Raw genomic sequence first — 24,926 nt, forward strand, 5'->3', positions numbered from 1 at the left:
CCTACTTCTTCGCTGCGACGGGGTTGGTCAGGGTACCGATTCCCTCGACGGTGATCGACACGCTGTCTCCGTCGGTGATGGGCCCGACTCCCTCGGGGGTTCCGGTGAGAATGACGTCTCCGGGGAGCAGTGTCATCACCGCGGACACCCACTCGATGATCTTCGGAATGTCGTGCAGCAGAAGCGAAGTACGACTCTGCTGCTTGACCACGCCGTCGACCTCGGTCTTGATCTCGAGATCGGTCGGGTCGAGCGAGGTCTCGATCCAGGGCCCGAGTGGGCAGAAGGTGTCGTGTCCCTTGGCGCGAGTCCACTGTCCGTCGTGCTTCTGGTGGTCACGGGCCGAGACGTCGTTGGCGACGGTGTATCCGAGCACCACCTCGTACGCCTTGGAGGCCGGGACGTCCTTGCACGGGCGGCCGATGACGATCGCCAGTTCACCCTCGAAGTGCACCTCGTTCGAGGACGGTGGCAGCACGATGGGCGCTCCGGGCCCGACGATGGAGGTGTTCGGCTTGATGAAGATCACGGGGTCCTTCGGAGCCTCACCGCCCATCTCGGCCACGTGCGCGGCGTAGTTCTTCCCGATGGCGATGACCTTGCTGGCGAGGATGGGGGCGAGCAGTCGCACGTCGGCCAGAGGCCACGACCGACCCGTGAACGTGGGTGTGCCGAAAGGATGTTCGGCGATTTCCTTCGCAGTCTGCGAGTCACCCTCACCTTCGATACTCACGAATGCCACACCATCAGGACTTGCAATTCGACCGAGACGCATGACGGAAGTCTATCGACCGTTGTTCTCCGCACGTCGACGCCGTCCGATCCACCGATCTTTCGCCGGTGTAAAGTTCGCGTTGATCCACATAGCAAGATCGTATGTCCATATTTTGAGACGGAAGGCCGGAATGAGCGACACGAAGCAGTTGTCCAGCATCGGCGAGACGCGACGGTGGTTCATGCTCGTGCTCGGGATGCTCGCGCAGACTGCGGGCGCCGTCTTCATCAACGGTGCTGCATTTCTCATTCCTGCCCTGCACGACGACCGGGGACTCGGCCTTGCGACTGCAGGATTCGTGGTTGCGATGCCCACCGTCGGCATCATGCTGACCCTCATCGCATGGGGCGTGCTCGTCGACCGCATCGGCGAACGTCTCGTTCTGGTGATCGGGCTCGGGCTCACGGCCGCAGCGAGTCTCGGCGCGGTGGTCAGCACGTCCATCCCGGTGCTCGCCGTCCTGCTGCTGGTCGGCGGTATGGCAGCGGCCAGTGCGAACAGCGCGAGCGGACGCGTGGTGGTGGGATGGTTCCCGCCGCATCGCCGTGGACTGGCAATGGGCATCAGGCAGATGTCGGTGCCCCTGGGCGTTGCCCTTGCCGCCCTCACCATCCCACCCATCGCCCGTGACCACGGCGTCGGAGTGGCACTGCTCGTACCCGCTGCGGTGTGCGCTGCGAGCGCCCTGCTCTGCCTGGCGGTCGTCGACCCTCCCCGTCCGAATCGTATCGACGCGGCGGCGCAGGGTCTGCTCGACAATCCGTACCGAGGCAGCAGCCAACTGTGGCGCATTCATGCCACGTCCATCCTGCTGGTGGTTCCGCAGTACGTGGTCTGGACATTTGCGCTCGTGTGGCTGATGACCGACCGAGGGTGGACTGCTGCGGCCGCGGGCGTCCTCGTCACCGTCACCCAGATCCTCGGTGCACTGGGCCGGATGAGCGTCGGAGCACTCTCCGATCGGGTCGGTAGCCGCATGCGGCCCCTACGGTGGGTTGCGGCCACCGCCACCGTCAGCATGCTGGGGCTCGGCATCGCCGACTGGTTCGACTCCCCCGCCGCAATCGTCCTGCTCGTCGTCGCGTCCGTCGCCACCGTTGCACCGAACGGCCTTGCCTTCACTGCTGTCGCAGAGATATCGGGACCGTATTGGAGCGGACGCGCCCTCGGCGTGCAGAACACGAGTCAGTACGTGTTCGCGTCGGCCGTACCGCCGATCTTCGGGGCGCTTGCGACGGTCAGCTTTCCCGTCGCATTCCTGGTGTCGGCGATCTTCCCTGCACTCTCCGTGCCGATCGTCCCCGACGATCCGCGTTCCGAGACTTTCGACGAGAATTCCGACAGCGCCGGCTGATCCAGACCTGCGGGGATGCCCGAGAAACACGACATGCCACGGTGGGCAGTCGGCCCACCGTGGCATGTCGTGACGGCCCTGCTACAGACGCGCTGCGATTCTCGCGCCGATGTCCTTCGTCGACGCGGTTGTGGTTCCTCGCTCGGCGAGATCCGCTGCGACAGCGGCTTCCACCCGCGCCGCACCTGCCGCATCGCCGAGATGATCGAGCAACAACGACACCGACAGGATCGCGGCCGTCGGGTCCGCCTTCTGCTGCCCTGCGATGTCGGGAGCACTGCCGTGCACGGGCTCGAACATACTCGGATTGGTTCCGGTCGCATCGATGTTTCCGCTTGCGGCCAAACCGATTCCGCCGGTCACCGCCGCCGACAGGTCCGTCACGATGTCACCGAACAGATTGTCGGTGACGATGACGTCGAACCGGCCCGGGTCGGTCACGAGGTGAATCATCGCGGCGTCGATGTGCTGGTACGCGACCTCGACGTCCGGGAACTCGGCCGCGACCTCGTCCACCGTGCGAGCCCAGAGGCTGCCTGCGAACGTGAGCACATTGGTCTTGTGCAGCAGCGTCAGATGCTTGCGCCGAGTCAGAGCCCGCTCGAAACCGTTGCGCACCACCCGCTCGACCCCGTAACGGGTGTTGACACTGACCTCGGTGGCCACCTCGTGCGGGGTGCCGACACGAAGCGCGCCACCGTTGCCGGTGTACGGCCCCTCGGTGCCCTCCCGCACGACCACGACGTCGATGTCCTTGTCACCGGCGAGTGGGCCGACGACACCCGGGTACAGCTTGGCCGGACGCAGGTTGATGTGGTGATCGAGCTCGAACCGAGCGCGCAACAGCAGTCCGCGCTCGAGCACGCCGCTCGGAACCGACGGATCACCGATGGCTCCCAACAGAATTGCGTCGTGCTCGCGCAGTTCGGCCAACACCGAGTCCGGCAGCAGTTCCCCGGTGGCGTTGTAGCGACGCGCGCCGAGGTCGTACTCGGTCTTCTCGGCACCGGGTGCAACGACGTCGAGCACGGCGAGCGCCTCGGTGACGACCTCCGGTCCGATACCGTCTCCGGCGATGACGGCCAGCTTCATCTCACTCCTCGTGATTCTTCGACTTCGTTCTATCGACTGCGAGCGATGCTCAGGACAGGTCGACCAGTTCGATGGTGGACGCGCCGACCGCGGTGGCGATGCTCGCGCTCAACTCCTCCGACACGTCCTTGTCGACGCGCAGCAGAATCGTTGCGCCGTCGCCCTCGGAGTCCTGGCTCAGTGCGGCGGCCTGGATGTCGATGCCGGCATCGCCGAGCAGGGTGCCGATCCGGCCGAGGCTGCCGGGCTGATCCGCGTAGTTGACGATGAGGTTCTTGCCCTCGGCACGGAGGTCGAAGTTGCGGCCGTTGATGTTGACGATCTTCTCGACCTGCGTGGTGCCGGTCAGAGTGCCCGCGACGTTGAGCACCGAGCCGTCGCCGTAGACGGCGCGGATGTCGACCACGCTGCGGTGGTTCTCGCTCTCGGACGCGGTGGTGACCTCGGCGGTGACGCCACGCTCCTCGGCGAGCGACGGGGCGTTGACGAACGTGACCGAGTCCTCGATGACGGCGGAGAACAGACCGCGCAGCGCCGAGAGCTTGAGGATCTCGACGTCCTCGGCGGCGAGTTCGCCGCGGACGTCGACCGACAGCGACGTGGGAAGTTCGGTGGACAGAGCGCCGAGCAGCACACCCTGCTTACGCACGATCTCGAGCCACGGCGACACCTCCTCGCCCACGGCGCCACCCTTGACGTTGACGGCGTCGGGCACGAATTCGCCTGCGAGAGCGAGCAGAACCGACTTGGCGACATCGGTGCCCGCCCGGTCCTGTGCCTCGGTCGTCGACGCGCCGAGGTGCGGGGTGACCACGACCTGCGGCAGCTCGAACAGGGGGCTGTCGGTGCACGGCTCGGAGGCGTAGACGTCGATTCCGGCGGCGAACACATGTCCACTGGTGATGGCGTCGGCCAGGGCCTGCTCGTCCACCAGCCCACCGCGAGCAGCATTGACGACGATGACACCCGGCTTGGTCTTGGCCAGGGCTTCCTTGCCGATGATGCCCTTGGTCTCCGGGGTCTTCGGGAGGTGAACCGAGAACATGTCGGCGCGCTCGAGCAGCTCGTCCAGGCTCACCAGTTCGATGCCGAGCTGGGCGGCGCGCGCGGCCGAGACGTAGGGGTCGTAGGCGATGATATGGGTCTCGAATGCTGCAAGACGCTGTGCGAACAGCTGACCGATGCGGCCGAGTCCGACGACGCCGACGGTCTTGCCGAAGATCTCGACACCGTTGAACTTGCTGCGCTTCCACTCGTGCCGACGCAGAGTGGCGTCGGCGGCGGGGATCTGGCGCGCGGCCGACAGCAGCAGCGTCACCGCATGCTCGGCGGCGGTGTGGATGTTGGAGGTCGGGGCGTTGACGACGAGGACACCGCGCTCGGTGGCTGCAGGTACGTCGACGTTGTCCAGACCGACGCCGGCGCGGGCGACGATCTTGAGATTGGTTCCGGCGGCGAGAACCTCTGCGTCGACCGTGGTCGCGGAACGCACCAGGATCGCGTCGGCCTCGGGGACCGCGGCCAGCAGCGCGGGGCGATCCGGGCCGTCGACCCAACGGACCTCGACGCCGTCGCCCAATGCCTCGACGGTGGACGGCGCAAGTTTGTCGGCGATCAGAACGACAGGACGGCCTGGCTGGCTCACGTGAAGAACTCCCTATGTCGGTTCGAGACTGTTGTCGGTGAAAAGTCGGAGCTGGTGCAGCAGAAACAGTTTAGAGGCCGGAGACGTCGAACTGTGACGCCACCTGCCTCACGCATCGAAGGGCACCCCTACGGATGCAGGGGTGCCCTTCGATCAGCATGCGTGAGAACGTGATTCGATGAGAATCAGGCCGTTTCGGTGATCGGGCGATCGACCCAGCTCATCAGGTCGCGCAGCTTCTTGCCGGTGACCTCGATGGGGTGCTCGGCGTTGGCCTTGCGCAGGCCTTCGAGCTCGGTGTTGCCGTTCTCGACGTTGGCGACGAGGCGACGGGTGAACTCACCCGACTGGATGTCGGCCAGGATCGCCTTCATGCGCTCCTTGGTGCCTGCGTCGATCACGCGCGGTCCCGAGAGGTAGCCACCGAACTCCGCGGTGTCGGACACCGAGTAGTTCATCCGAGCGATGCCGCCCTCGTACATGAGGTCGACGATGAGCTTGAGCTCGTGCAGCACCTCGAAGTACGCCATCTCGGGCGCGTATCCGGCCTCGACCATGACCTCGAAGCCCGTCTTGACGAGCTCCTCGGTGCCGCCGCACAGCACGGCCTGCTCGCCGAAGAGGTCGGTCTCGGTCTCTTCCTTGAACGTGGTCTTGATGACGCCTGCGCGCGTTCCGCCGATGCCCTTGGCCCAGGACAGAGCCAGTGCCTGACCTTCGCCCTTGGGGTCCTGGTCGATGGCGATGAGCGCGGGAACGCCCTTGCCGTCGACGAACTGGCGACGCACGAGGTGGCCGGGGCCCTTGGGTGCGACCATGCCGACGGTGACGAACTCCGGTGCCTTGATCAGGTCGAAGTGGATGTTGAGTCCGTGCCCGAAGAACAGCGCGTCGCCGTCCTTCAGGTTGGGCTCGATCTCCTCGGAGAAGATCTTGGCCTGCGCGGTGTCGGGTGCGAGCACCATGATCACGTCGGCCCATTCGGACACCTCGGCGGGAGTGCCGACCTTCAGGCCCTGCTCCTCCGCCTTGGCGCGGGACTTCGAGCCCGCGGCCAGGCCGATGCGCACATCGACACCGGAGTCGCGCAGGCTCAGCGAGTGCGCGTGGCCCTGGCTTCCGTAACCGATCACAGCGACCTTGCGGCCCTGGATGATCGACAGATCAGCATCGTCGTCGTAGAACATCTCGACTGCCACTGTTTGTAACCTTTCCTCTTCGATTTCGCTGAAAATCACGTCCGTCGCTCAGCGCGACGCTGTGATCGATTTCGGTCCACGTCCGACGGCAACGACTCCCGACTGAACTATTTCTCGAATTCCATAGGGGTCCAACATCTTCAGCAACGCATCGAGCTTCGAGCGGGTGCCCGTCGCCTCGACCGTCACGGCCTCGGGAGACACGTCGATCACCTTGGCGCGGAACAGGTTCACCGTTTCGATGACCTCACTGCGCACACTCGCGTCGGCGCGGACCTTGATCAGCACCAACTCGCGAGCCACCGAGGAGTCGTCGTCCTGCTCGACGATCTTGATGACGTTGATGAGCTTGTTGAGCTGCTTGGTCACCTGCTCGAGCGGGAATTCGTCGACGGTGACCACGATCGTCATCCGCGAGATCTCGGGAATCTCGGTACCGCCGACGGCAAGCGAGGAGATGTTGAAACCACGGCGCGAGAACAACGCGGCGACGCGGGCCAGCACACCTGGCTTGTCCTCGACGAGGACGCTGAGGGTATGGCTCGTGCTCACTTGTCGGTGCCTTTCACGTCGTCGATCTGCGGGTGTGGGGCCTGCTCGCGCTCCATGGCCTCGTCGAGGCCGGGCTCGCTTCCCACGGTCTCGTCCTCGTCGAACAGCGGACGGATTCCGCGCGCGGCCATGATCTCGTCGTTGCCGGTACCGGCAGCGACCATCGGCCACACCTGTGCGTCGGCTCCCACGATGAAGTCGATGACGACCGGACGATCGTTGATCGCTCGTGCCTGAGCGATCACCGCGTCGACGTCCTCTTCCCGCTCGCACCGCAGCCCGACGCAACCGAGCGCCTCGGCGAGCTTCACGAAATCGGGGATGCGAACGGCACCGTGGGTACCGAGATTGGTGTTGGAGTAGCGCTCCTCGTAGAACAGGGTCTGCCACTGGCGAACCATGCCGAGGTTGCCGTTGTTGATGAGTGCGACCTTGATCGGGATGCCCTCGACCGCGCAGGTCGCGAGTTCCTGATTGGTCATCTGGAAGCATCCGTCGCCGTCGATGGCCCACACCTCGGCGTCGGGGAGGCCCCTCTTGGCACCCATTGCGGCCGGAACCGCGTACCCCATCGTGCCGAGGCCGCCCGAGTTGAGCCACGTACGCGGCTTCTCGTAGTTGATGAACTGTGCAGCCCACATCTGGTGCTGACCGACGCCGGCGCAGTAGATCGCGTCGGGGCCGGCGAACTTGCCGACCGAGCTGATGACGAACTCCGGTGACATCGATCCGTCGGACGGGCGGTCGTAACTCAGCGGGTAGGTCTTGCGGATGCCGTTCAGGTAGACCCACCACTGCTCGAGATCGAGCGTGGTTCCGGTCGCACGGTCCGCCCGCAGTGCCTCGATGAGCTCGGTGATGACCTCACGGCAGTCGCCGACGATCGGCACGTCGGCGTAGCGGTTCTTGCCGATCTCGGCCGGATCGATGTCGGCGTGGATGACCTTGGCATCCGGTGCGAAGGACGAGAGCTGGCCGGTGACTCGGTCGTCGAACCGGGCACCGAGCGTGATCAGCAGATCGCTCCGCTGCAATGCGGCCACCGCGGCGACGGTGCCGTGCATACCCGGCATGCCGAGGTTCAGATTGTGCGAGTCGGGGAACGCGCCGCGGGCCATCAGAGTGGTCACGACAGGAATTCCGGTCAGTTCGGCCAGCTCGAGCAGCTCCGCCGAGGCGTCGGCCTTGATGACGCCGCCACCGACATAGAGCACCGGCTGCTTGGCGTCGGCGATGTAGCGGGCCGCTTCGCGGACCTGCTTGCCGTGCGGCTTGGTGACCGGACGGTAGCCGGGCAGACGCATCTCCGGCGGCCACGAGAACGTGGTCTGCGCCTGCAGGACGTCCTTGGGGATGTCGACGAGCACCGCACCGGGACGGCCCGAGGCGGCGATGTAGAACGCCTCGGCCATGATGCGCGGGATGTCGGCACCGTCGGTGATGAGGAAGTTGTGCTTGGTGATCGGCATCGTGATACCCGAGATGTCGGCTTCCTGGAAGCCGTCGGTCCCGATGAGACTACGGGCGACCTGGCCGGTGATCGCGACGACGGGAACCGAATCCATCTGAGCGTCGGCGAGTGGGGTGACGAGGTTGGTCGCGCCGGGACCGGACGTTGCCATGCAGACGCCGACCTTGCCGGTCGCCTGGGCGTAGCCGGTCGCGGCGTGGCCTGCACCCTGCTCGTGGCGCACCAGAATGTGGCGCACCTTCACCGAGTCGAAGAGCGGGTCGTAGACCGGGAGAACCGCGCCACCGGGAATGCCGAATACGGTGTCGACGTCGAGTTCTTCGAGGGCCCGAACGACCGACTGTGCGCCGGTGACCTTCTCCGGTGCGACGTGGCGTCGCGATCCGTTGGTCACTGCGTCTGCGGACGGGCTGGCGGCTGTCCCCGACTTACGGGTCGTGGGCCCTGGGCGTGCGGTTGGTGCGCTCACTGATTGCTTCCTCAGGAATGTGAAATTGCTGGGCGATCTCTGGGCAAGAAAAAACCCCCGTCAGCGTGAGCTGTACGAGGGTGGCGCGTCGATGCGAGTTTGAACAACCGGCTCAGGCGTTGACGCGCCGGCCGATTACGAGTATCCAATTCCGCTTCACGCGCTCGACGGTAGGCGCGCGCACAGGGAAGAGTCAAACTCGTCACGACGCAATCCCATTATGTGAGATCGCGTAGATGCAATGCGAAGATGAATGGGTGTCGTCTTCGCAGCAGTCCGAACCACCTCGGCCATCATCCCACACCGCACCCGAGTCACCGAAAGGTGCCGAGGGACCGCAACCACCGACAGCGCAGGTCATTCGAGTCCCACGCCTCGCGCTCCTCGGCGTCGGCCTGTTGCTCTTCGGCACCGGACTGACCGCCGCCAGCTGGCCCCTGGCCATGGGCTGGCTGCTCATACTGCCCATCGTCGCCGGCATCTGGGTGTTTCGGGTGCGCACGGTCGTCTCTCCCGAGGCGATCACGGCGCGACGGTTCGTGGGTTCGGATGTGATCGCGTGGGACTCGGTGGCGGGTCTGCACTTCCCGGACCGTCGATGGGCGCGTGTGGTCCTGACCGACAAGAGCGAGAAGTCCCTACCGCTCGTGCGATTCGACCTACTCCCCCAGCTCGCCGCGGCCAGCGGCGGCCGTATCACCGACCCCTACGCCGCGGCCGCCGCTGCTGCCGCCGCGAAGGATCGGGACCGTGAGGAAGCCGACGACACCGAGGGCGACGGCGAACAGGCACCGAAGGACCGGTAGTCGACGGCGAGTAATCTCCTCGGTGCGAGAAACCGCTGCAACGAACGAGGACAACGCACTATGCCGCCGCTACGCTCACGGGTCACCACTGTCGGACGCAACGCCGCGGGCGCACGCTCGCTGTGGCGCGCCACCGGAATGACCGATTCGGACTTCGGAAAACCCATCGTCGCCATCGCGAACTCGTACACCCAGTTCGTCCCCGGCCACGTGCATCTGAAGAACGTGGGCGAGATCGTCGCCGACGCCGTACGAGCTGCAGGCGGGGTACCCCGGGAGTTCCACACCATCGCCGTCGACGACGGAATCGCCATGGGTCACGGCGGCATGTTGTACTCGCTGCCCAGCCGCGAGATCATCGCCGACTCCGTCGAGTACATGGCCAACGCCCATACTGCCGACGCCTTGGTGTGCATCTCGAACTGCGACAAGATCACTCCCGGCATGCTCAATGCCGCGATGCGCCTGAACATCCCTGCCGTCTTCGTCTCCGGTGGACCGATGGAGGCAGGCAAGGCCGTGGTCGTCGACGGCGTCGCGCAGGCACCGACCGACCTGATCACCGCGATCTCCGCCAGCGCCAACGACGCCGTGTCCGAGGCGGGCCTCGACGAGGTCGAGCGCAGCGCGTGCCCCACGTGCGGGTCGTGCTCGGGCATGTTCACGGCCAACTCGATGAACTGCCTCACCGAGGCGCTCGGTCTCGCCTTGCCCGGCAACGGCTCCACGCTGGCCACTCACGCGGCCCGCCGCGCGCTGTTCACACGTGCAGGCACCACCATCGTCGAGGCAGCGCTGAAGTACTACCGCGACGAGGACGAATCGGTCCTCCCCCGCAACATCGCCACTCCGGCCGCGTTCCGCAACGCCATGGCTCTCGACGTCGCGATGGGCGGATCCACCAATACGGTGCTGCACACCCTCGCTGCCGCGCAGGAAGGCGAGGTCGACTTCGATCTGGACTCCATCGACGCCATCAGCCGCAAGGTCCCGTGCCTGTCGAAGGTCTCCCCCAATTCCGACTACCACATGGAGGACGTGCACCGCGCCGGCGGAATCCCGGCCCTGCTCGGCGAACTGCGACGCGCGAACCTGCTCGAAACCGATGTCTCGACCGTGCACACGAAGAGCTTCGACGAATGGCTCGACACCTGGGACATTCGATCCGGCAAGGCCTCCGCCGAGGCCGTCGAGCTGTTCCACGCCGCCCCGGGCGGTGTCCGCACCGTCGAACCGTTCTCCACCGGCAACCGCTGGTCCTCGCTCGACACGGACGCCGCAGGTGGCTGCATCCGCGATCTCGAGCATGCCTACACGGTCGAGGGTGGTCTGGTGGTACTGCGCGGCAACATCGCCGTCGACGGTGCAATCCTCAAGACCGCAGGGATCGACGAGGACCTGTTCTCCTTCCAGGGTCCGGCACTGGTCGTCGAGTCGCAGGAAGAAGCGGTCTCGGCCATCCTGCAGAAGAAGATTCGGCCCGGTGACGTGCTGGTCGTCCGCTACGAGGGCCCCAAGGGCGGCCCGGGCATGCAGGAAATGCTGCACCCGACGGCCTTCCTCAAGGGGGCCGGACTGGGCAAGGTCTGCGCACTGATCACCGACGGCCGCTTCTCCGGCGGAACTTCGGGACTGTCCATCGGACACATCTCCCCCGAGGCCGCCGCCGGCGGTGTGATCGGGCTCGTCGAGAACGGCGACCAGGTCCGAATCGACGTCGCCACCCGCACCCTCGAGATCCTCGTCGACGACGAGACCCTCGAGACGCGACGCGCGAAGATGAACGCGTCCGAGCGGCCGTGGCAGCCGGTCGATCGCCAGCGCACGGTCACCACCGCTCTACGCGCCTACGCCGCCCTGGCGACATCGGCGGACAAGGGTGCCGTTCGCTACGTCCCCTGAGGGTGAAAACCACGTGAGCGGAACTTCGTAGCAGGCTACGAACTTCCGCTCACGTGGTCGGGCGGCTGTCAGAGGTCAGCGAACGACGGGGTTGGCCCCGTTGAGGAAGATCCAGATGCACACGCCTGCGGCGATGCCGACGACGAGCGCCAGGAACGAACCGATCCGCGGCCGGGTGGCCCATCCACGTCGGCCGTCGAACGCGATGCGTCCCGGGCCGGTGAGAATGATCGCCGCTGCAGCGAAGCCGAGGACCGTCTCGTACTCGACACCGCCGCTGCCCGAGAACTGCAATCCGGGCTCGACGGCCTGCTTGAAGCACCAGGCGTTGATGATCGTGGCCAGCACGGCCGCGCCCGCAAGTGGTGTCGCCAGACCCAGGATCAGCAGCGCTCCACCGAGGGTTTCGCCAGCCGCGGCCGCGATCGCGAGAATTTCCGGGTAGCGGAATCCCGAACTCTCCAATAGGTTCTGAAATCCGTCGAGACCGGGGCCGTTCCACAGTCCGACGAGCTTCTGCAGTCCGTGACCGAGAAACACCGCTCCGATGGTGACACGGAGGACGAACAGACCGAGGTCGGTGCTGCCGCGGCGTGCGGGAACCTCGACGGTCTCGGTACGAACTTCGGGCTCCGGGGCAACGGCCGCCGCGGGCGCTGCCGCTGCGGTGGTCCCGAGGTACTCGGTGGAGCGATCGGAGTACGCACTCGACGTCGTGCTCTCGGAGGTCGACGGGCGATCGGACGTCGAATCGGCGAAGGCCGACGGTCGATACGTCTGCATCTTCTCCGTGGGCTGTGCGTCTGCCGAGCGTGCGTCGGACGACGACGAGTACGGAAAGTCGAGTTCGTCGTCGGTTCGCGGCAGCCGGTCCGAGCGCTGGGCACCGAACGCCGTGGTCGGCGGACCCGCGGCGTCGGTGCGGTCGGACGCCGACGTCTCCGAGGTGGAGCGCGAGGGTGGAATCTTCTCCGTGGGATTGTCGTACGGGCTCTCGGCCGGTTCGTACGACTGATCCGGCCGGTTGGGGTCGCGCGGTGTATCGGTCACCTCCCCACAGTAGAGCCGAAGTGCGCTCCTCACCGACGTCGACGCTCACGGCCGCGTGGCGTGTCTCCCTCCACGTTCCGTAACGTTCGAAGCATGAAGCCGGTCGGAGCGTCGCCACGAACTGCAACCGCTGCCGTCGTCGCCCTGTCGATGACCGCAGCCCTGCTCGCCGGGTGCGCCCGTTTCGACGACTCGAACGCCTCTCCGTTCACTCCTGCGCCGGAGGTGGGGGCGGCCGAGCTGGAGCCGACGACTCCCAGCGACACGCCGCCGCCGTCCGATCCGAACGCTCCGCCGCCGCCGTCCGGTCCGTGTGTCGACCCGGATTCGGCGGTGATCGCGACATGTCTGGACACCACGGGCGGTCTCGTCGCGCTCCCCGACGGACAGTCGGCACTGGTCGCCGAGCGTCGCACCGGTCGCATCATGGAGGTCGCTGCCGGCCGCACGCCGGTCGAGGTGGCTCGAATCGATGTCGACGGCACCGGCGACGGCGGCCTGCTCGACATCGCGCTGTCTCCGACGTACATCGAGGACGGGTTGCTCTACGCCCTCATCACCACATCCGCGGACACCAGAGTGGTCAGACTCGCTCAGGGCGATGTACCCAAGGACATCCTGACCGGCATCCCCCGCGGCGCGACGGGCAATCGCGGAGCCATCGACTTCTACACACCGAACGAACTACTGGTCCTCACCGGCGACAACGGCGATCCGGCCGCGGCCGCGAGCCCGAACTCCCTGTCCGGCAAGCTGTTACGGGTGACGTCGCTGTCCCCGACGACAAACCCCCCACGCCCGCAGATCGCACTCAGCGGCATCGGCACGGCGGGCGACGTCTGCACCGACGGCACCGGAAACATCTACGTCACCGACCGGACCGCGCTGGAGGATCGCCTGCAGCGCATCGACACTCTCGGTGCAGTGTTCAACCCGGTGTGGACGTGGCCGGACCGTCCCGGTGTTGCCGGATGCGCAGCGGGCGCAGGTGGGGTGGCCGTGGCCCTCACGACGGCCAAAGCTGTTGCAGCACTGACCACGGACCCGAACACCGGAGCTGTCTCGGCCGAACCGACACTGCTGATCCAGGACGAATACGGCCAGTTGAACGGCGCGACGAGCTCGGCCGACGGACAGATCCTGGTGGGCACCGTCAACAAGAACGGGCCGACCGTCGGACCCACCGACGACCGCGTCGTCAAGGTGCCGTTCCCCGGCGGCGGCGGAGGCGGCTTCGACTGAACGACGAACGACTGCGGCCGAGCGCGATACGCGCTCGGCCGCAGTCGTTCTCGGTCGTGATCAGGGCTGACCGCAGGCCTCGAGTACCAGCTCCTTGACGCGGGCGGCATCGGCCTGGCCGCGCGTCGCCTTCATCACCGCACCGACGATCGCCCCGGCGGCCTGAATCTTGCCGCTGCGGATCTTCTCGACGACACCGGGATTCGCTGCGAGCGCTTCGTCCACGGCGGCCTGCAACTTGGTGTCGTCCTTCTCCAGTACGAGATTGCGCGCCGCCATGACCTGCGCAGGCTCACCCTCGCCCGCCAGCACCCCGTCCACCACCTGACGGGCACCGTTGTTGTTGAGCTTGCCGTCGGCGACCAGCGCAGCCACCTCGGCAACCTGAGCCGGGGTGATGGACAGATCGGTCAGTCCGACGCCGGCGATGTTGGCCTGCTGCGCCAGGTACGACACCCACCACGAGCGTGCCGCCTGCGCCGACGCACCCGCCTCGACCGTCGCCGAAACGAGCTCGAGTGCACCGGAATTCACCAGATCGCGCATCTCCTCGTCGGAGACACCCCACTCCTTCTGAATCCGACCACGGCGCAACCACGGCAGCTCGGGCAGCGTCGTCCGAAGCTCCTCTATCCAGGCCGCGTCGGGAGCGACGGGCGCAAGATCGGGCTCGGGAAAGTAGCGGTAGTCCTCGGCGGTCTCCTTCTTGCGGCCTGCGGTGGTGGTGCCGTCCGACTCCTGGAAGTGCCGAGTCTCCTGCGTCACCTCCCCACCCGATTCGAGAACCGCCGCCTGACGCCGCATCTCGTACCGAACGGCAACCTCGACGCTCTTGAGCGAGTTGACGTTCTTCGTCTCCGTGCGGGTGCCGAATTCGGTAGCCGTCTTCTCCATCAGAGACACATTGGCGTCGCAACGCAACGAGCCCTGATCCATCCGCACATCGGACACGTTCAGCGATTTCAACAGGTCACGGAGCGCGGTCACGTACGCACGTGCGACCTCGGGCGCACGCGCACCGGTCCCCGTGATGGTCTTGGTCACGATCTCCACCAACGGCACACCGGCACGGTTGTAATCGAGCAGCGAGTGCGACGCCCCCTCGATGCGCCCGGTAGCCCCGCCCACGTGCGTCGACTTACCGGTGTCCTCCTCCATGTGCGCGCGCTCGATCTCCACACGAAACGTGCTGCCGTCGTCGAGCAGCACATCGAGGTAACCCTCGGTCGCGATGGGCTCGTCGTACTGCGAGATCTGATAGTTCTTCGGCTGATCCGGGTAGAAGTAGTTCTTGCGAGCGAACCGCCCCCACGGGGTGATCGAGCAATTGAGAGCCAGCCCGATCCGAATCGCCGACTCCACGGCAGCAGCGTTCACCACCGGAAGCGCGCCGGGAAGGCTCAGGCACACCGGGCACACCTGGGTGTTCGGCTCCGCACCGAACTCGGTGGGGCAGCCGCAGAACATCTTGGTCGCCGTGCCCAACTCCACATGGACCTCCATGCCCAACACGGGGTCGAACTTGGCGAGCACATCGTCGTAATCGATCAAATCGACGGTTGCAGCAGTCATGCACGCAAGTTTATGTCCTACCCACCGCCAGCCGTTCCTGCAGGCTCCACTCCCGCCCACCCGGATCGTTCCCGCAGGCTCCACTCCCGCCTACAACGCGCGAGTAACAACGAGTCCTCGTTACCGTGCACGGGTGACTCCCCCAGAGCGACAGACACTGTCCATGACCGTGCTGATGACACCCGACATGGCCAACTTCTCCGGCAATGTCCACGGCGGCACGATTCTGAAGTTCCTGGACCAAGTGGCGTACGCCTGCGCCAGTCGCTACGCGGGGGCCTACGTCGTCACCCTGTCGGTCGATCGCGTCGTGTTTCGCGAACCCATCCACGTCGGAGAACTGGTCACGTTCTCTGCGTCGGTCAACTACACCGGCCGCACCTCCATGGAGGTCGGCATCCGAGTGGAGACCGAGAACATCCAGTGCGGTGAATTACGCCACACCAACAGCTGCTACTTCACCATGGTGGCGATCGGCGACGACGGCAAGCCGAAGACACTGCCCCAGTTGACGCCGACCACCGAGATCGGTGCCCAGCGTTTCGAGGCGGCGCGACGACGGCGCGAACTACGCCGCGAGACCGAGGAACGTGAGGCCGAGATCCAGGAAGCCTCAGGACGTATCTGACGGTCGACGCCCCGCCCGATCAGCCGAAGAACGCGGCGGCGTCGTCGTATCGGGTCTGGGGTACCCGCTTGAGTTGCTTGGTGGCCTCGGCCAGAGACACCAGGCCGATCTCGGTTCCGCGCAACGAGACCATCTTGCCGAAGTCGCCCGAATGGGCCGCATCGGTCGCATTGACGCCGAATCGTGTTGCGAGAACGCGATCGTACGGCGTCGGTGTTCCACCGCGTTGGACGTGGCCGAGCACCGTGGTCCTTACTTCCTTGTTGATGCGGCGTTCGATCTCGACACCGAGTTGGTGGGCGACTCCGGTGAATCGAACGTGGCCGAACTCGTCGATACCGCCGTCGAGAAGCTTCATCGAGCCCTCCATCGGCTTGGCACCCTCGGCGACGACACAGATGAAATGCGAGTCTCCGCGCTGAAAACGCTTGCGCACCAACGTGCATACTTCTTCGACGTCGAACGGCTGCTCGGGGATCAGCGTCATGTGCGAACCGGACGCCAGACCGGCGTGCAGAGCGATCCACCCCGCGTGCCGACCCATCACCTCGACCAGCATCACGCGCTGGTGGGATTCGGCGGTGCTGTGCAGACGGTCGATCGCATCGGTGGCGATCGTCAGCGCCGTGTCGAAGCCGAATGTGACGTCGGTGCAGTCGATGTCGTTGTCGATCGTCTTGGGCACGCCGACCACGGGCACACCCTCCTCCGACAACCACGCGGCAGCGGTCAGGGTCCCTTCGCCGCCGATCGGGATCAACACGTCGATGCCGTTGTCCTCGAGAGTCTGCTTGACCCGATCGAGTCCGGCGCGCAACACATCCGGATTGGTGCGCGCGGTGCCGAGCATCGTGCCGCCCTTGGTGAGCAACCGGTCGTTACGGTCGTCGTTGCGCAGTTGCACCCGACGGTCTTCGAGAAGCCCGCGCCATCCGTCCTGGAAACCGACGACAGTGGAGCCGTAGCGCGCGTCCGCGGTGCGTACGACTGCGCGAATCACCGCATTGAGCCCCGGGCAATCGCCGCCTCCGGTCAGAACTCCGATGCGCATCGATTTTCGCCTCTCTGCTCGCGGGTCCGTGAAGCGGACCCGGTGACGGACGTCAGCCTAATCGGGCGTTGGATGCTGCGCGCGTCGGTACCGTCCGGTCCTCACTTCGGCGTGACGACGCCGGTCTCGTAGGCCAGGACGACCGCCTGAGCGCGATCGCGCAGTCCGAGCTTCGCGAGGACCTTGCCGACGTGCGTTTTCACGGTCTGCTCGGCCAGGAACAGCGAACCCGCTATCTCGGAGTTGGACATGCCGGTGGCGATCAGTTCGAGAACCTCGCGTTCCCGCGGAGTCAGATCGCTCAGACGCGCGGACGTCTGCCGCCGAGCTCCCCGCCGGGAGGTGACGTCGGCGATGAGCCGTCTCGTCACCGACGGCGCCAACAACGCCTCGCCTGCGGCGACGACCCGAACACCCCTGATCAACTCCTCGGCCGGAGCATCCTTGAGCAGAAAGCCACTCGCGCCGAGCGCCAGGGCCTCGTAGACGTAGTCGTCGATGTCGAACGTCGTCAGCATCAGAATGCGCACCGGCGACGGAAGTGACGCAGAGAGAATGGCGCGAGCGGCATCGAGGCCGTTCATCTCGGGCATCCGAACGTCCATCAGCACCACGTCGGGCAACAACCGGGCGACCTCACCGACCGCGGTCCTGCCGTTGTCGGCGTCTCCGACGACCGAGATGTCGGCCTGCGCACCGAGAAGGGCACCGAACCCCTGCCGCACCATTGCCTGGTCGTCGGCGATGAACACCGTTGTAGCCACGCGCAACAGCCTAGGCGAGATCGTGCCGAACAACCGGTGCCGTCGAGATCGGCATGCCGTTCGGAACGTGCACCGCGACCTCGAATCCTCCGTCGGGCAGATAGGTGGCGTGCAGCGTGCCGTGCGCCGCGCGCGCACGATCGTGCATACCTGTTATCCCGTGCCCACCGGTATCGGCTCCAGCAGTGCGTCGGACACTCGTGCTCGGCGACGCAGTGTTGATCACGGTCATGACGACCGTACTCGGCCCGACCGTGATGTCGACGGTCACCGCGGCCCCGGGCGCGTGCCGGGCAGCGTTGGACAGCGACTCCTGCAGAACTCGGTACAGCGCCAACCCTGTTGTGTCGGAGATCGATTCGATCCGGCCGGTGACAGTCCACCGCACGTCCATACCGGCCTTGCGGCTGGCGTGCAGGGTGCGTTCGAGGTCGAGTGCATTCGGTGCCGGCGCGTCCTGCCACTGCGCTCCGTCGCTGCGCAGCACGCCCAGCATTCCCCGGATCTCGTTGAGCGCTTCCCGGGCGGTGACGGCGATCGACTCGAATTCCTGTGCTGCGGAATCGGATACATCATCGAGTCGATACTGCGCGCTCTGCGCCTGCACGACGACCATCGACATGTGGTGCGCAACGACATCGTGCAGATCGCGGGCGATCTTGGCTTTCTCCTCGAGAACGGTGCGTCGGGTGCGCTCGAGCTCACTGACTTCCTCTTGCTGCGCGAGCTGCCTACGGGAGAGAACGAGCCAGCGGATCAACAGTCCGAACACCACGATCGCGGTCAGACCCACCGACCAGCCGACGCCGTCCGCGCCCGGCATGTAGGCGAAGAACACCAGCATGCTGGCCGGCCAAGCGACGAGCAGCACCGATATCGGCGAGCGAACCGCGACGGCGAACAACAACGCCAGAAGAACGAGTATGTGCACCACCTGCCACGGGTAGTCGTAGCCGGGTACACGGTCGAACGCTACCGGTATCACCAGAGCGAACAGAGCCGAGACGGCCCATCCCAGTGCGGGATTGACGCGGATCAACGCGAAAGGAAACGCGGCGAGTGCGCCGACGATGGGCAGTAGCGGACCCGAGACCTGATGGGTGACCGGCAGAGTCGGCCATGCAATCGAATACAGCGTTGCGGTGATCGCAACGATCAGCACGTCGATCGCGCGGAAGCCACCGAGTCGGGTCGGCACTCGACGCCGAATCGCTCCGAGTTCGGCGTCGCCTGATCTGTTCCTTCGCACGCACCGAGCCTAGGGACTGTGAGCCGACGAGGTCGTCATACCTGGGTATCAGTTCTGTGCAGTATCCAGGTATCGGATCGTCCCTGGGGAACACCGATGCACGTACGGGAGAACGAGACTTCGGTGCGATGACCGATGAATACGCCGCTCCCTAGCGTCGAAAGCCATGAACAGGAACACTTCTCGCGTCGTCATGTGCACGGCGGCGGCGATCGCAGCGGTGACGGCAACGACCGGCGCGGCATCGACACCGCCTGCTGCCGAATCGACTTCGCCTGTCGCGGTCTCGGTACACGCACTGGTCACCGAGTCGGCCGACGTCGCCGCCCTGACCATCCCCGACGACTTCGGACCGGTGATGGGATACCGGCCTCGGGTGCAGGACGACATGGCAGAGAACCCACACGGCGATTGCTCGTCGCCCGTTCCGCTTCCGTCCGAGTTCGATTCCGCATGCAGGGCCCACGACCTGGGCTACGACCTGATTCGGTACGCCGCTGCCACAGGAACGACAGTGGATCCGCAGTGGCGCAGATCGTTCGATGCCCAGTTGGAGGGGCGTATGCACGCCGCCTGCACGGACCGGGCCGACGACGGGCCCCGTCAGGTCTGCGACGCCGCCGCATCTGTGGCTGCCACGGCCGTCGACCTCAACTCCTGGCGACAGTCCTTCGGCGCACCGGTGGCCGAGCCGGCATTGCCCTTCGTGTTCGGCGGCGCGGGGATCGTTCCGATTGCACTGTGGGGCATCGCGACCGGCCGACATGCGCGCCGACGCCTGCTGACCACCGAGCCGGTGCCTGCGACGATCGAGCCCGCATGATCGCGCCGATCGTCGCAGGCACCGGAGTTGCCGGTTCGGCTCACCCGAATGCCCCGGCCGAGACGGGTGTCCGATTCCCCCGAATCGGCACCTCGGTGGCACTCACCGTTGCGGTGATGGTGTCCTCGGCTCCCTCGTTGCTCCCACGGCCGGCCGTCACCCAGGCCCTGTTCACCGGCACTGTGATGGCGACGGCACTCGCGGCCGCATGGTCGGCCCGGCGCGTGTTCGGTTCGGGCACGCCCGCTCGGCGGCGCCTGCAGGCCTGGTCGGCGGGTGTCGGCGCAGGGATATCGACCTGCTTCTTTGCAGCGAATATTGTGTGGCAGAACCGATTACGGATCTCTATGGACGTCGGGACGGTGGACTGGCGGTACGCAGCGGAGGTGGCGGCAGGGGCGATCGGTGTTGCGGTGGTTCTCTGCGGACTCGGCCGTGCGGCTGTCGGAATCGGCGGCGCACTCGGCCGTGGTCGATCGGTGATTGCGGTTGCCATCGTCGGTCTTGCGTCGTTCGTTGCCGCGCCTTCGGTCGGGTCGGCCGTATCGGACTCGTTCTCGGCCTCGAACTCCGTTGTGGACGACGCGGAGCCCGCTCCGAGCTCGAACACGAGATCAGGAGCTCCGGCCTCGCTCGTCCCGTGGCGCACGCTCGGCGCAGAGGGCCGGAAGTTCGTCTCCGGCGGTCTCGCTCCCGGCACCGTGCGCGCCTACGCGGGTCTGGATTCGGCTCCGACGGTCGATCGCAGGGTGGCGTTGGCCGTCGCGGACCTGGATCGAGCCGGGGGTTTCCAGCGCAGCGTCGTGGTCGTCGCGATACCGACCGGATCGGGGTGGGTGGACGAGAACGCCGTCACCGGTGCCGAGAGCAGATTCGGTGGTGACGTCGCCACAGTGGCGGTGCAGTACTCGAGCGCGCCCAGTTGGGCGACATTCCTGTTCGCCGAGGACGACGCGCGTAGTTCCGCGGACGCGGTGGTTCGCGCTGTGGCGACGCGCGCGGCATCGGAACCGACACCGCCCGACATCATCGTGTACGGCCAGAGTCTGGGCGCGGTGGCGGGAAGCGACGTGTTCCTCTCGATCGGACGGAGCGATCCGGGTATCTGCGGTGCCGTGTGGGCGGGTCCGCCCGCCGGGGCCGTGAACACCGACGGCGCAACGGTGGTGGCCAATTCCTCGGACCCCGTCGTCCGGTGGTCGACCGACCTGCTGTGGTCACCGCCGAACACGTCGAGCACCCGACCCGACGCGCCCACACCGATGTGGCTGCCCGGCGTGAGCTTCCTCCAGACGTCCGTCGATCTTGCGGCCGCACTCGACGTCGGAGCCGGTCACGGCCATCGGTACGGAACCGACCAGGGTACGAGCATGCAACGGTGTCGGTGACGACCACGCCGGGCGATTCAGTCGACAAGCCCCAATCGCCCACCGAGCCAGTCCATTTCCTGCTCCAGCGCGGGAGCCCACACCTGCATCGAGTGCCCGCCGGGCAGCTCGCTGTAGTGCACCTCGAGACCCGCAGCCTCTGCAGCCTTGAAGGTTCGCTCGGTCTGTGGCCGAAATTCCTCGTCGTCGGCACCTACCACGAACGCACCGGCCGAATCGGGAAATCTGTTGCGCGAGAGTATGTTCAGCGGCGTCGATCGCTCGAAACGCGCCTCGTTCGCCGGGGTGTCCGTGCCGTATGCCGCCGCAACGGATTCGCTTCTCGTCCCGCGCCGTTGCTCGTCCTCGCCGGAGATGTCGAGAAAGGTGGGGTACACCGACGGTGCAGTCACCGCCAGCTGCAGCGCGCACGTTCCGCCGTAGGAATAGCCGCCCACCGCCCACGCCCTCGGATCCGAGGACACCCGGAAGTTCGACCGAACCCACTGCGGCACATCGACGGACAGGTACGTCGCGGCATTCCCGAGGTCCGAATCCATGCACATCGGATTCGCCTCGGTGTCGCCGAGGCCGTCGGCCACCACGACGATCGGGGCCGCGCCGTCGTGACGTGCCGCGAAGGCGTCCATCGTCTGGGCCAGACGACCACCCTCGATCCAGTCGACGACATGGCCGGGTTGGCCGGTGAGCAGCACCAGCACCGGTAAATCGCTCGCTCCTGCGTCGTACGACGCCGGAACGTAGACGGTCGCGGGTCGCGCGTCGAAGTGCGACACCGTGCCGGGCACGTCCATATCGATCAACCTGCCGGTGCCCTCGATCGGGACGGCCGGTCGGTGGCCGAGCGCCACGGCCACCGTCGGGTACCGAGTGACGGTCAGATTGGTGAGCACCGTCGCCGCCACCACAAGCGATCCCACGAGACCCAGAGCACTCAGCGGGCCGAACACCGTTCCCAGCGTTCGGCCTCGCCGTGTCCTTCGGACGACCGCGAACACGAGGACGGTCGTCAGGACCGCCGTCGCAGTCAGTGCGACCGCGGGCACTGCACCGGACAGCAGTGGCTGATGAGCCAGATCGGCAGCAAACCGATGCAGCACCTCGAACTACCTCAGATCGCCGCGGGCGGCCTCGTATGCGGCACCGACACGGTAGAGCCGCTCGTCCGCGAACGCCGGAGCCATGATCTGCAGACCGACGGGCAGTCCGTCCTCGGAAGCAAGACCCGACGGCACCGACATCGCGCAGTGACCCGCGAGGTTCGTGGGCAGGGTGCACAGGTCGTTGAGATACATCGCCATCGGATCGTCGACCTTGTCCCCCAACGGAAATGCCGTGGTCGGGGTAGTCGGCGACACCAGCACGTCGACCTTCTCGTACGCGGCGTCGAAGTCACGGGCGATCAGGGTGCGCACCTTCAGGGCAGAGCCGTAGTAGGCGTCGTAGTATCCCGCGGAGAGGGCATAGGTCCCGATCATGATGCGACGCTTGACTTCCGGTCCGAACCCCTGTGCGCGCGTGGTGGCCATGACCTGCTCGGCGCTGTGTCTGCCGTCGTCACCCGCCCGCAACCCGTACCGCATGCCGTCGAACCGAGCCAGGTTGGACGACACCTCCGACGGAAGAATCAGATAGTAGGCGGCCAGTGCGTGCACGAAGTTGGGGCACGACACCTCGACCACCTCGGCACCGAGTTCGGTCAGTGTCGCCACCGCGGCGTCGAAGGACGAGATGACACCGGGCTGGTACTTGTCCGAGTGCAATTCCTTGACGACACCGACACGCACTCCGGTCAGGTCACCGCGAGCACCCTCTCGTGCCGCCTCGACCACCGGTCGAACTGCAGTCTCCACCGACGTGGAGTCGCGCGAGTCGTAGCCGGCGATGACCTCGTGCAGCAACGCGGTATCGAGCACGGTTCGACCGCACGGGCCACCCTGATCGAGAGAGGAGGCACAGGCGATCAGTCCGTAGCGCGAGACGCTGCCGTAGGTCGGCTTGGTTCCCACGGTGCCGGTGAGCGCCGCCGGCTGGCGGATCGATCCTCCGGTGTCGGTGCCGATGGCCAGCGGGGCCTGGTACGACGCTAGCGCCGCAGCACTGCCGCCGCCCGAGCCACCGGGGATGCGGGTGGTGTCCCAGGGGTTCTTGGTCGGTCCGTAGGCCGAGTTCTCGGTGGACGAGCCCATCGCGAACTCGTCCATGTTGGTCTTGCCCAGCACCGGAATGCCCGCGGCCCGCAGCTTCGTGGTGAGCGTCGCGTCGTACGGCGACATCCACCCGTCGAGAATCTTCGATCCGGCCGTCGTCGGCATGTCGGTCGTGGTGAACACGTCCTTGAGGGCCAGCGGCACGCCTGCCAGAGCCGAAGCAGGTGCGTGTCCGGCGGACAATCCCGCATCGACGTCGGTCGCCGCTGCGAGTGCCTCGGATCCTGCGACGTGCAGAAAAGCGTGCAGGTCACCATCGACCTCGGAGATCCGGTCGAGATGCGCCTGAGTCACCTCGACGGCGCTGACCTCACGCGCATGGATTCGGGTGGCGAGCTCGGACGCGTCGAGCTTCGTCAGGTCGGTCATTCGCTCTCTCCCAGAATCTGCGGCACCGCGAAACGGCCCTCCTCGGCGTTCGGTGCGCCGGACAGTGCCTGTTCCGGCGTCAGGCCTGGAACGATCACGTCGGGACGCGTCACGTTCACGATGTCGCTGGGGTTGGCGGTCGGTGGGACGTCGTCGGTTGCCACCTCCGCCACCGTCTTGACGTGATGAAGAATCGAATCCAACTGGCCGGCGAACTCGTCGAGTTCGGCGTCGCTGAGAGCCAAGCGCGACAGCCGGGCGAGGTGAGCGACCTCGTCGCGGGAGATGTCTGGCACCGCGTAGACCCCTTTCGGACATAGGAGCGGAGCCTGCAGAAGCGGCCCCGTATTCGTGCAGAGCGAACCTCGTGGGTTCGCGAACGCGGTCCAGCCTAGTGCGCAGCATTACGCGGACTTCACTCACGCCTCGCGGCCGCGTGGAGTGTCGGAATTGTCACGGCCCGCGTTGCGCGACGTACCCGACGGGTCGAAGATGCAAGGATTGCTCGCGCCGGGGTGCACAGTGTTCCCAGGAGCGGAGCCTGCCGAACGACCCAAGAGCGGCACGCTACTCGCCAGCAACGACCGATGACGCTGGGGTGGCCGAAATACGCCAGAAGTCGAAAGGGAGCGTGACATGTCCTACCTGCTCCGCGTCCAACTGCCGGATCGGCCGGGCAGCCTCGGATCGTTGGCCGTCGCGCTCGGTTCGGTCGGGGCGGACATCCTCTCCCTCGACGTCATCGAACGCGGTGACGGTTACGCAGTCGACGATCTTGTGGTCGACGTCGCTCCGGGGTCGCTTCCCGACACGCTCATCACTGCGGCCGAAAACCTGACCGACGTTCGGGTCGATTCCATCCGCCCGTACACCGGCGTCCTCGATACGCACCGAGAACTGGAACTGATCGATCGGGTCGCGGCGGCGTCCGACGACCGACTTCAGGTGCTCGTCGACGGAGCCCCCCGCGTTCTGCGGGTGGGGTGGAGCACAGTCGTTGCCACCAACGCACACGGCCCGTTCCGTCTGGTGGGCAGCTCGGGGGCTCCCGAGACGCACGCCGCCGAGCTGCCCTGGTTCCCACTGAACGCCCCTGCCGCTCTGGACTCGGACGCCGACTGGGTGCCCCAGGTCTGGCGGGACATGGACACCAAGATCGCCGCGGCTCCCCTCGGTACCACCGGAACCGTGCTGATGTTGGGCAGGCCCGGGGGCCCGGAGTTCAGGCCCTCGGAGATCGCCCGACTCGGGTATCTCGCCGGCATCGTCGCGACGGTTCTGAACTGACGCGTCCGAACCGACGAGTTCCCGGCCC

The 24,926-nt window shown here is 66.3% G+C and carries 22 protein-coding genes; 8 read left to right on the forward strand and 14 right to left on the reverse strand.

The features are described from left to right. Position 1: 1 nt before the first annotated feature. Complete coding sequence (locus CH249_RS24055; protein ID WP_094631800.1) at positions 2-775, reverse strand: fumarylacetoacetate hydrolase family protein; 774 nt, start codon at positions 773-775, stop codon at positions 2-4. A gap of 130 nt (positions 776-905) precedes the next feature. Here CH249_RS24055 and CH249_RS24060 point away from each other — a divergent pair, with 130 nt between their 5' ends. Beyond that, positions 906-2,129: an MFS transporter gene (locus tag CH249_RS24060; protein ID WP_179272764.1), complete on the forward strand. Its 1,224-nt coding sequence runs from the start codon at positions 906-908 to the stop codon at positions 2,127-2,129. 81 nt (positions 2,130-2,210) lie between these two features. On the opposite strand, the gene CH249_RS24065 is transcribed toward CH249_RS24060, so the two are convergent. From CH249_RS24065 to CH249_RS24085, 5 genes are all read right to left on the reverse strand, one after another. Further along, positions 2,211-3,221 carry a 3-isopropylmalate dehydrogenase gene (locus tag CH249_RS24065; RefSeq protein ID WP_032397760.1) on the reverse strand — a complete coding sequence of 337 codons (1,011 nt, stop codon included), beginning with the start codon at positions 3,219-3,221 and terminating at the stop codon, positions 2,211-2,213. A 49-nt stretch (positions 3,222-3,270) separates the two neighbouring features. Continuing rightward, positions 3,271-4,866: a phosphoglycerate dehydrogenase gene (gene serA, locus CH249_RS24070; protein WP_094648107.1), complete on the reverse strand. Its 1,596-nt coding sequence runs from the start codon at positions 4,864-4,866 to the stop codon at positions 3,271-3,273. Between the two features lie 185 nt (positions 4,867-5,051). Beyond that, positions 5,052-6,053 (reverse strand): ketol-acid reductoisomerase, encoded by a 1,002-nt coding sequence (gene ilvC, locus CH249_RS24075; protein WP_170944858.1) that lies wholly within the window; start codon positions 6,051-6,053, stop codon positions 5,052-5,054. A 60-nt stretch (positions 6,054-6,113) separates the two neighbouring features. Further along, positions 6,114-6,617 (reverse strand): acetolactate synthase small subunit, encoded by a 504-nt coding sequence (ilvN, locus tag CH249_RS24080; RefSeq protein WP_032397758.1) that lies wholly within the window; start codon positions 6,615-6,617, stop codon positions 6,114-6,116. Beyond that, positions 6,614-8,557, reverse strand: a complete 1,944-nt coding sequence (locus CH249_RS24085; RefSeq protein WP_032397757.1) for an acetolactate synthase large subunit — start codon at positions 8,555-8,557, stop codon at positions 6,614-6,616. The genes ilvN and CH249_RS24085 overlap by 4 nt, the downstream gene beginning before the upstream one ends. Before the next feature lie 257 nt (positions 8,558-8,814). Between CH249_RS24085 and CH249_RS24090 the strand changes: the two genes are divergently transcribed. Continuing rightward, positions 8,815-9,363, forward strand: a complete 549-nt coding sequence (locus CH249_RS24090) for a PH domain-containing protein (protein WP_179272765.1) — start codon at positions 8,815-8,817, stop codon at positions 9,361-9,363. A gap of 60 nt (positions 9,364-9,423) precedes the next feature. Then, entirely contained in the window at positions 9,424-11,265 is a 1,842-nt protein-coding gene (ilvD, locus tag CH249_RS24095) for a dihydroxy-acid dehydratase (protein WP_045195643.1), read from the forward strand. 75 nt (positions 11,266-11,340) lie between these two features. Here ilvD and CH249_RS24100 read toward each other — a convergent pair whose 3' ends face one another. Continuing rightward, a complete protein-coding gene (locus CH249_RS24100; protein ID WP_032397754.1) occupies positions 11,341-12,315 on the reverse strand; it encodes a DoxX family protein in 975 nt (324 codons plus the stop codon). Positions 12,316-12,408: 93 nt separating this feature from the next. Between CH249_RS24100 and CH249_RS24105 the strand changes: the two genes are divergently transcribed. Further along, on the forward strand, positions 12,409-13,557 hold the full coding sequence (locus CH249_RS24105; protein WP_032397753.1) for a sorbosone dehydrogenase family protein: 1,149 nt from the start codon (positions 12,409-12,411) through the stop codon (positions 13,555-13,557). A gap of 60 nt (positions 13,558-13,617) precedes the next feature. On the opposite strand, the gene gatB is transcribed toward CH249_RS24105, so the two are convergent. Beyond that, positions 13,618-15,129 (reverse strand): Asp-tRNA(Asn)/Glu-tRNA(Gln) amidotransferase subunit GatB, encoded by a 1,512-nt coding sequence (gene gatB / locus CH249_RS24110; protein WP_094631802.1) that lies wholly within the window; start codon positions 15,127-15,129, stop codon positions 13,618-13,620. Positions 15,130-15,292: 163 nt separating this feature from the next. Between gatB and CH249_RS24115 the strand changes: the two genes are divergently transcribed. Further along, on the forward strand, positions 15,293-15,757 hold the full coding sequence (locus CH249_RS24115; protein ID WP_179273223.1) for an acyl-CoA thioesterase: 465 nt from the start codon (positions 15,293-15,295) through the stop codon (positions 15,755-15,757). A gap of 19 nt (positions 15,758-15,776) precedes the next feature. Here the strand turns inward: CH249_RS24115 and CH249_RS24120 are convergent, their stop codons facing one another. From CH249_RS24120 to CH249_RS24130, 3 genes are all read right to left on the reverse strand, one after another. Then, on the reverse strand, positions 15,777-16,808 hold the full coding sequence (locus CH249_RS24120) for an ATP-dependent 6-phosphofructokinase (protein ID WP_032397750.1): 1,032 nt from the start codon (positions 16,806-16,808) through the stop codon (positions 15,777-15,779). Positions 16,809-16,909: 101 nt separating this feature from the next. Then, positions 16,910-17,572 carry a response regulator transcription factor gene (locus CH249_RS24125; protein ID WP_094648112.1) on the reverse strand — a complete coding sequence of 221 codons (663 nt, stop codon included), beginning with the start codon at positions 17,570-17,572 and terminating at the stop codon, positions 16,910-16,912. A gap of 10 nt (positions 17,573-17,582) precedes the next feature. Then, the gene (locus CH249_RS24130; RefSeq protein ID WP_094682872.1) at positions 17,583-18,770 is read right to left on the reverse strand and encodes a sensor histidine kinase; all 1,188 of its coding nucleotides are present in this window, start codon (positions 18,768-18,770) and stop codon (positions 17,583-17,585) included. A gap of 217 nt (positions 18,771-18,987) precedes the next feature. Between CH249_RS24130 and CH249_RS24135 the strand changes: the two genes are divergently transcribed. Together CH249_RS24135 and CH249_RS24140 are read left to right on the forward strand one after the other, a co-directional pair. Then, positions 18,988-19,644, forward strand: coding sequence for a hypothetical protein (locus CH249_RS24135; protein ID WP_143544575.1), 657 nt, complete (start codon positions 18,988-18,990; stop codon positions 19,642-19,644). Next, positions 19,641-21,032, forward strand: a complete 1,392-nt coding sequence (locus CH249_RS24140; protein ID WP_094682874.1) for an alpha/beta-hydrolase family protein — start codon at positions 19,641-19,643, stop codon at positions 21,030-21,032. Before CH249_RS24135 ends, CH249_RS24140 begins: the two co-directional genes overlap by 4 nt. Positions 21,033-21,049: 17 nt before the next feature. Here CH249_RS24140 and CH249_RS24145 read toward each other — a convergent pair whose 3' ends face one another. From CH249_RS24145 to gatC, 3 genes are read right to left on the reverse strand one after another with little or no spacing between them, the layout of a single operon-like run. Continuing rightward, a complete protein-coding gene (locus tag CH249_RS24145) occupies positions 21,050-22,132 on the reverse strand; it encodes an esterase family protein (RefSeq protein WP_256988450.1) in 1,083 nt (360 codons plus the stop codon). Between the two features lie 6 nt (positions 22,133-22,138). Next, the gene (gene gatA / locus CH249_RS24150; RefSeq protein ID WP_094648114.1) at positions 22,139-23,611 is read right to left on the reverse strand and encodes an Asp-tRNA(Asn)/Glu-tRNA(Gln) amidotransferase subunit GatA; all 1,473 of its coding nucleotides are present in this window, start codon (positions 23,609-23,611) and stop codon (positions 22,139-22,141) included. After that, a complete protein-coding gene (gene gatC / locus CH249_RS24155; RefSeq protein ID WP_032397745.1) occupies positions 23,608-23,907 on the reverse strand; it encodes an Asp-tRNA(Asn)/Glu-tRNA(Gln) amidotransferase subunit GatC in 300 nt (99 codons plus the stop codon). Before gatC ends, gatA begins: the two co-directional genes overlap by 4 nt. A gap of 340 nt (positions 23,908-24,247) precedes the next feature. On the opposite strand from gatC, the gene CH249_RS24160 reads away from it, so the two are divergent. Next, positions 24,248-24,898, forward strand: a complete 651-nt coding sequence (locus tag CH249_RS24160) for an amino acid-binding protein (protein ID WP_032397744.1) — start codon at positions 24,248-24,250, stop codon at positions 24,896-24,898. Positions 24,899-24,926: the final 28 nt, after the last annotated feature.

Source organism: Rhodococcus sp. 05-2255-3B1 (assembly GCF_002258545.1).
In the GTDB taxonomy this organism is placed as follows: domain Bacteria; phylum Actinomycetota; class Actinomycetes; order Mycobacteriales; family Mycobacteriaceae; genus Rhodococcoides.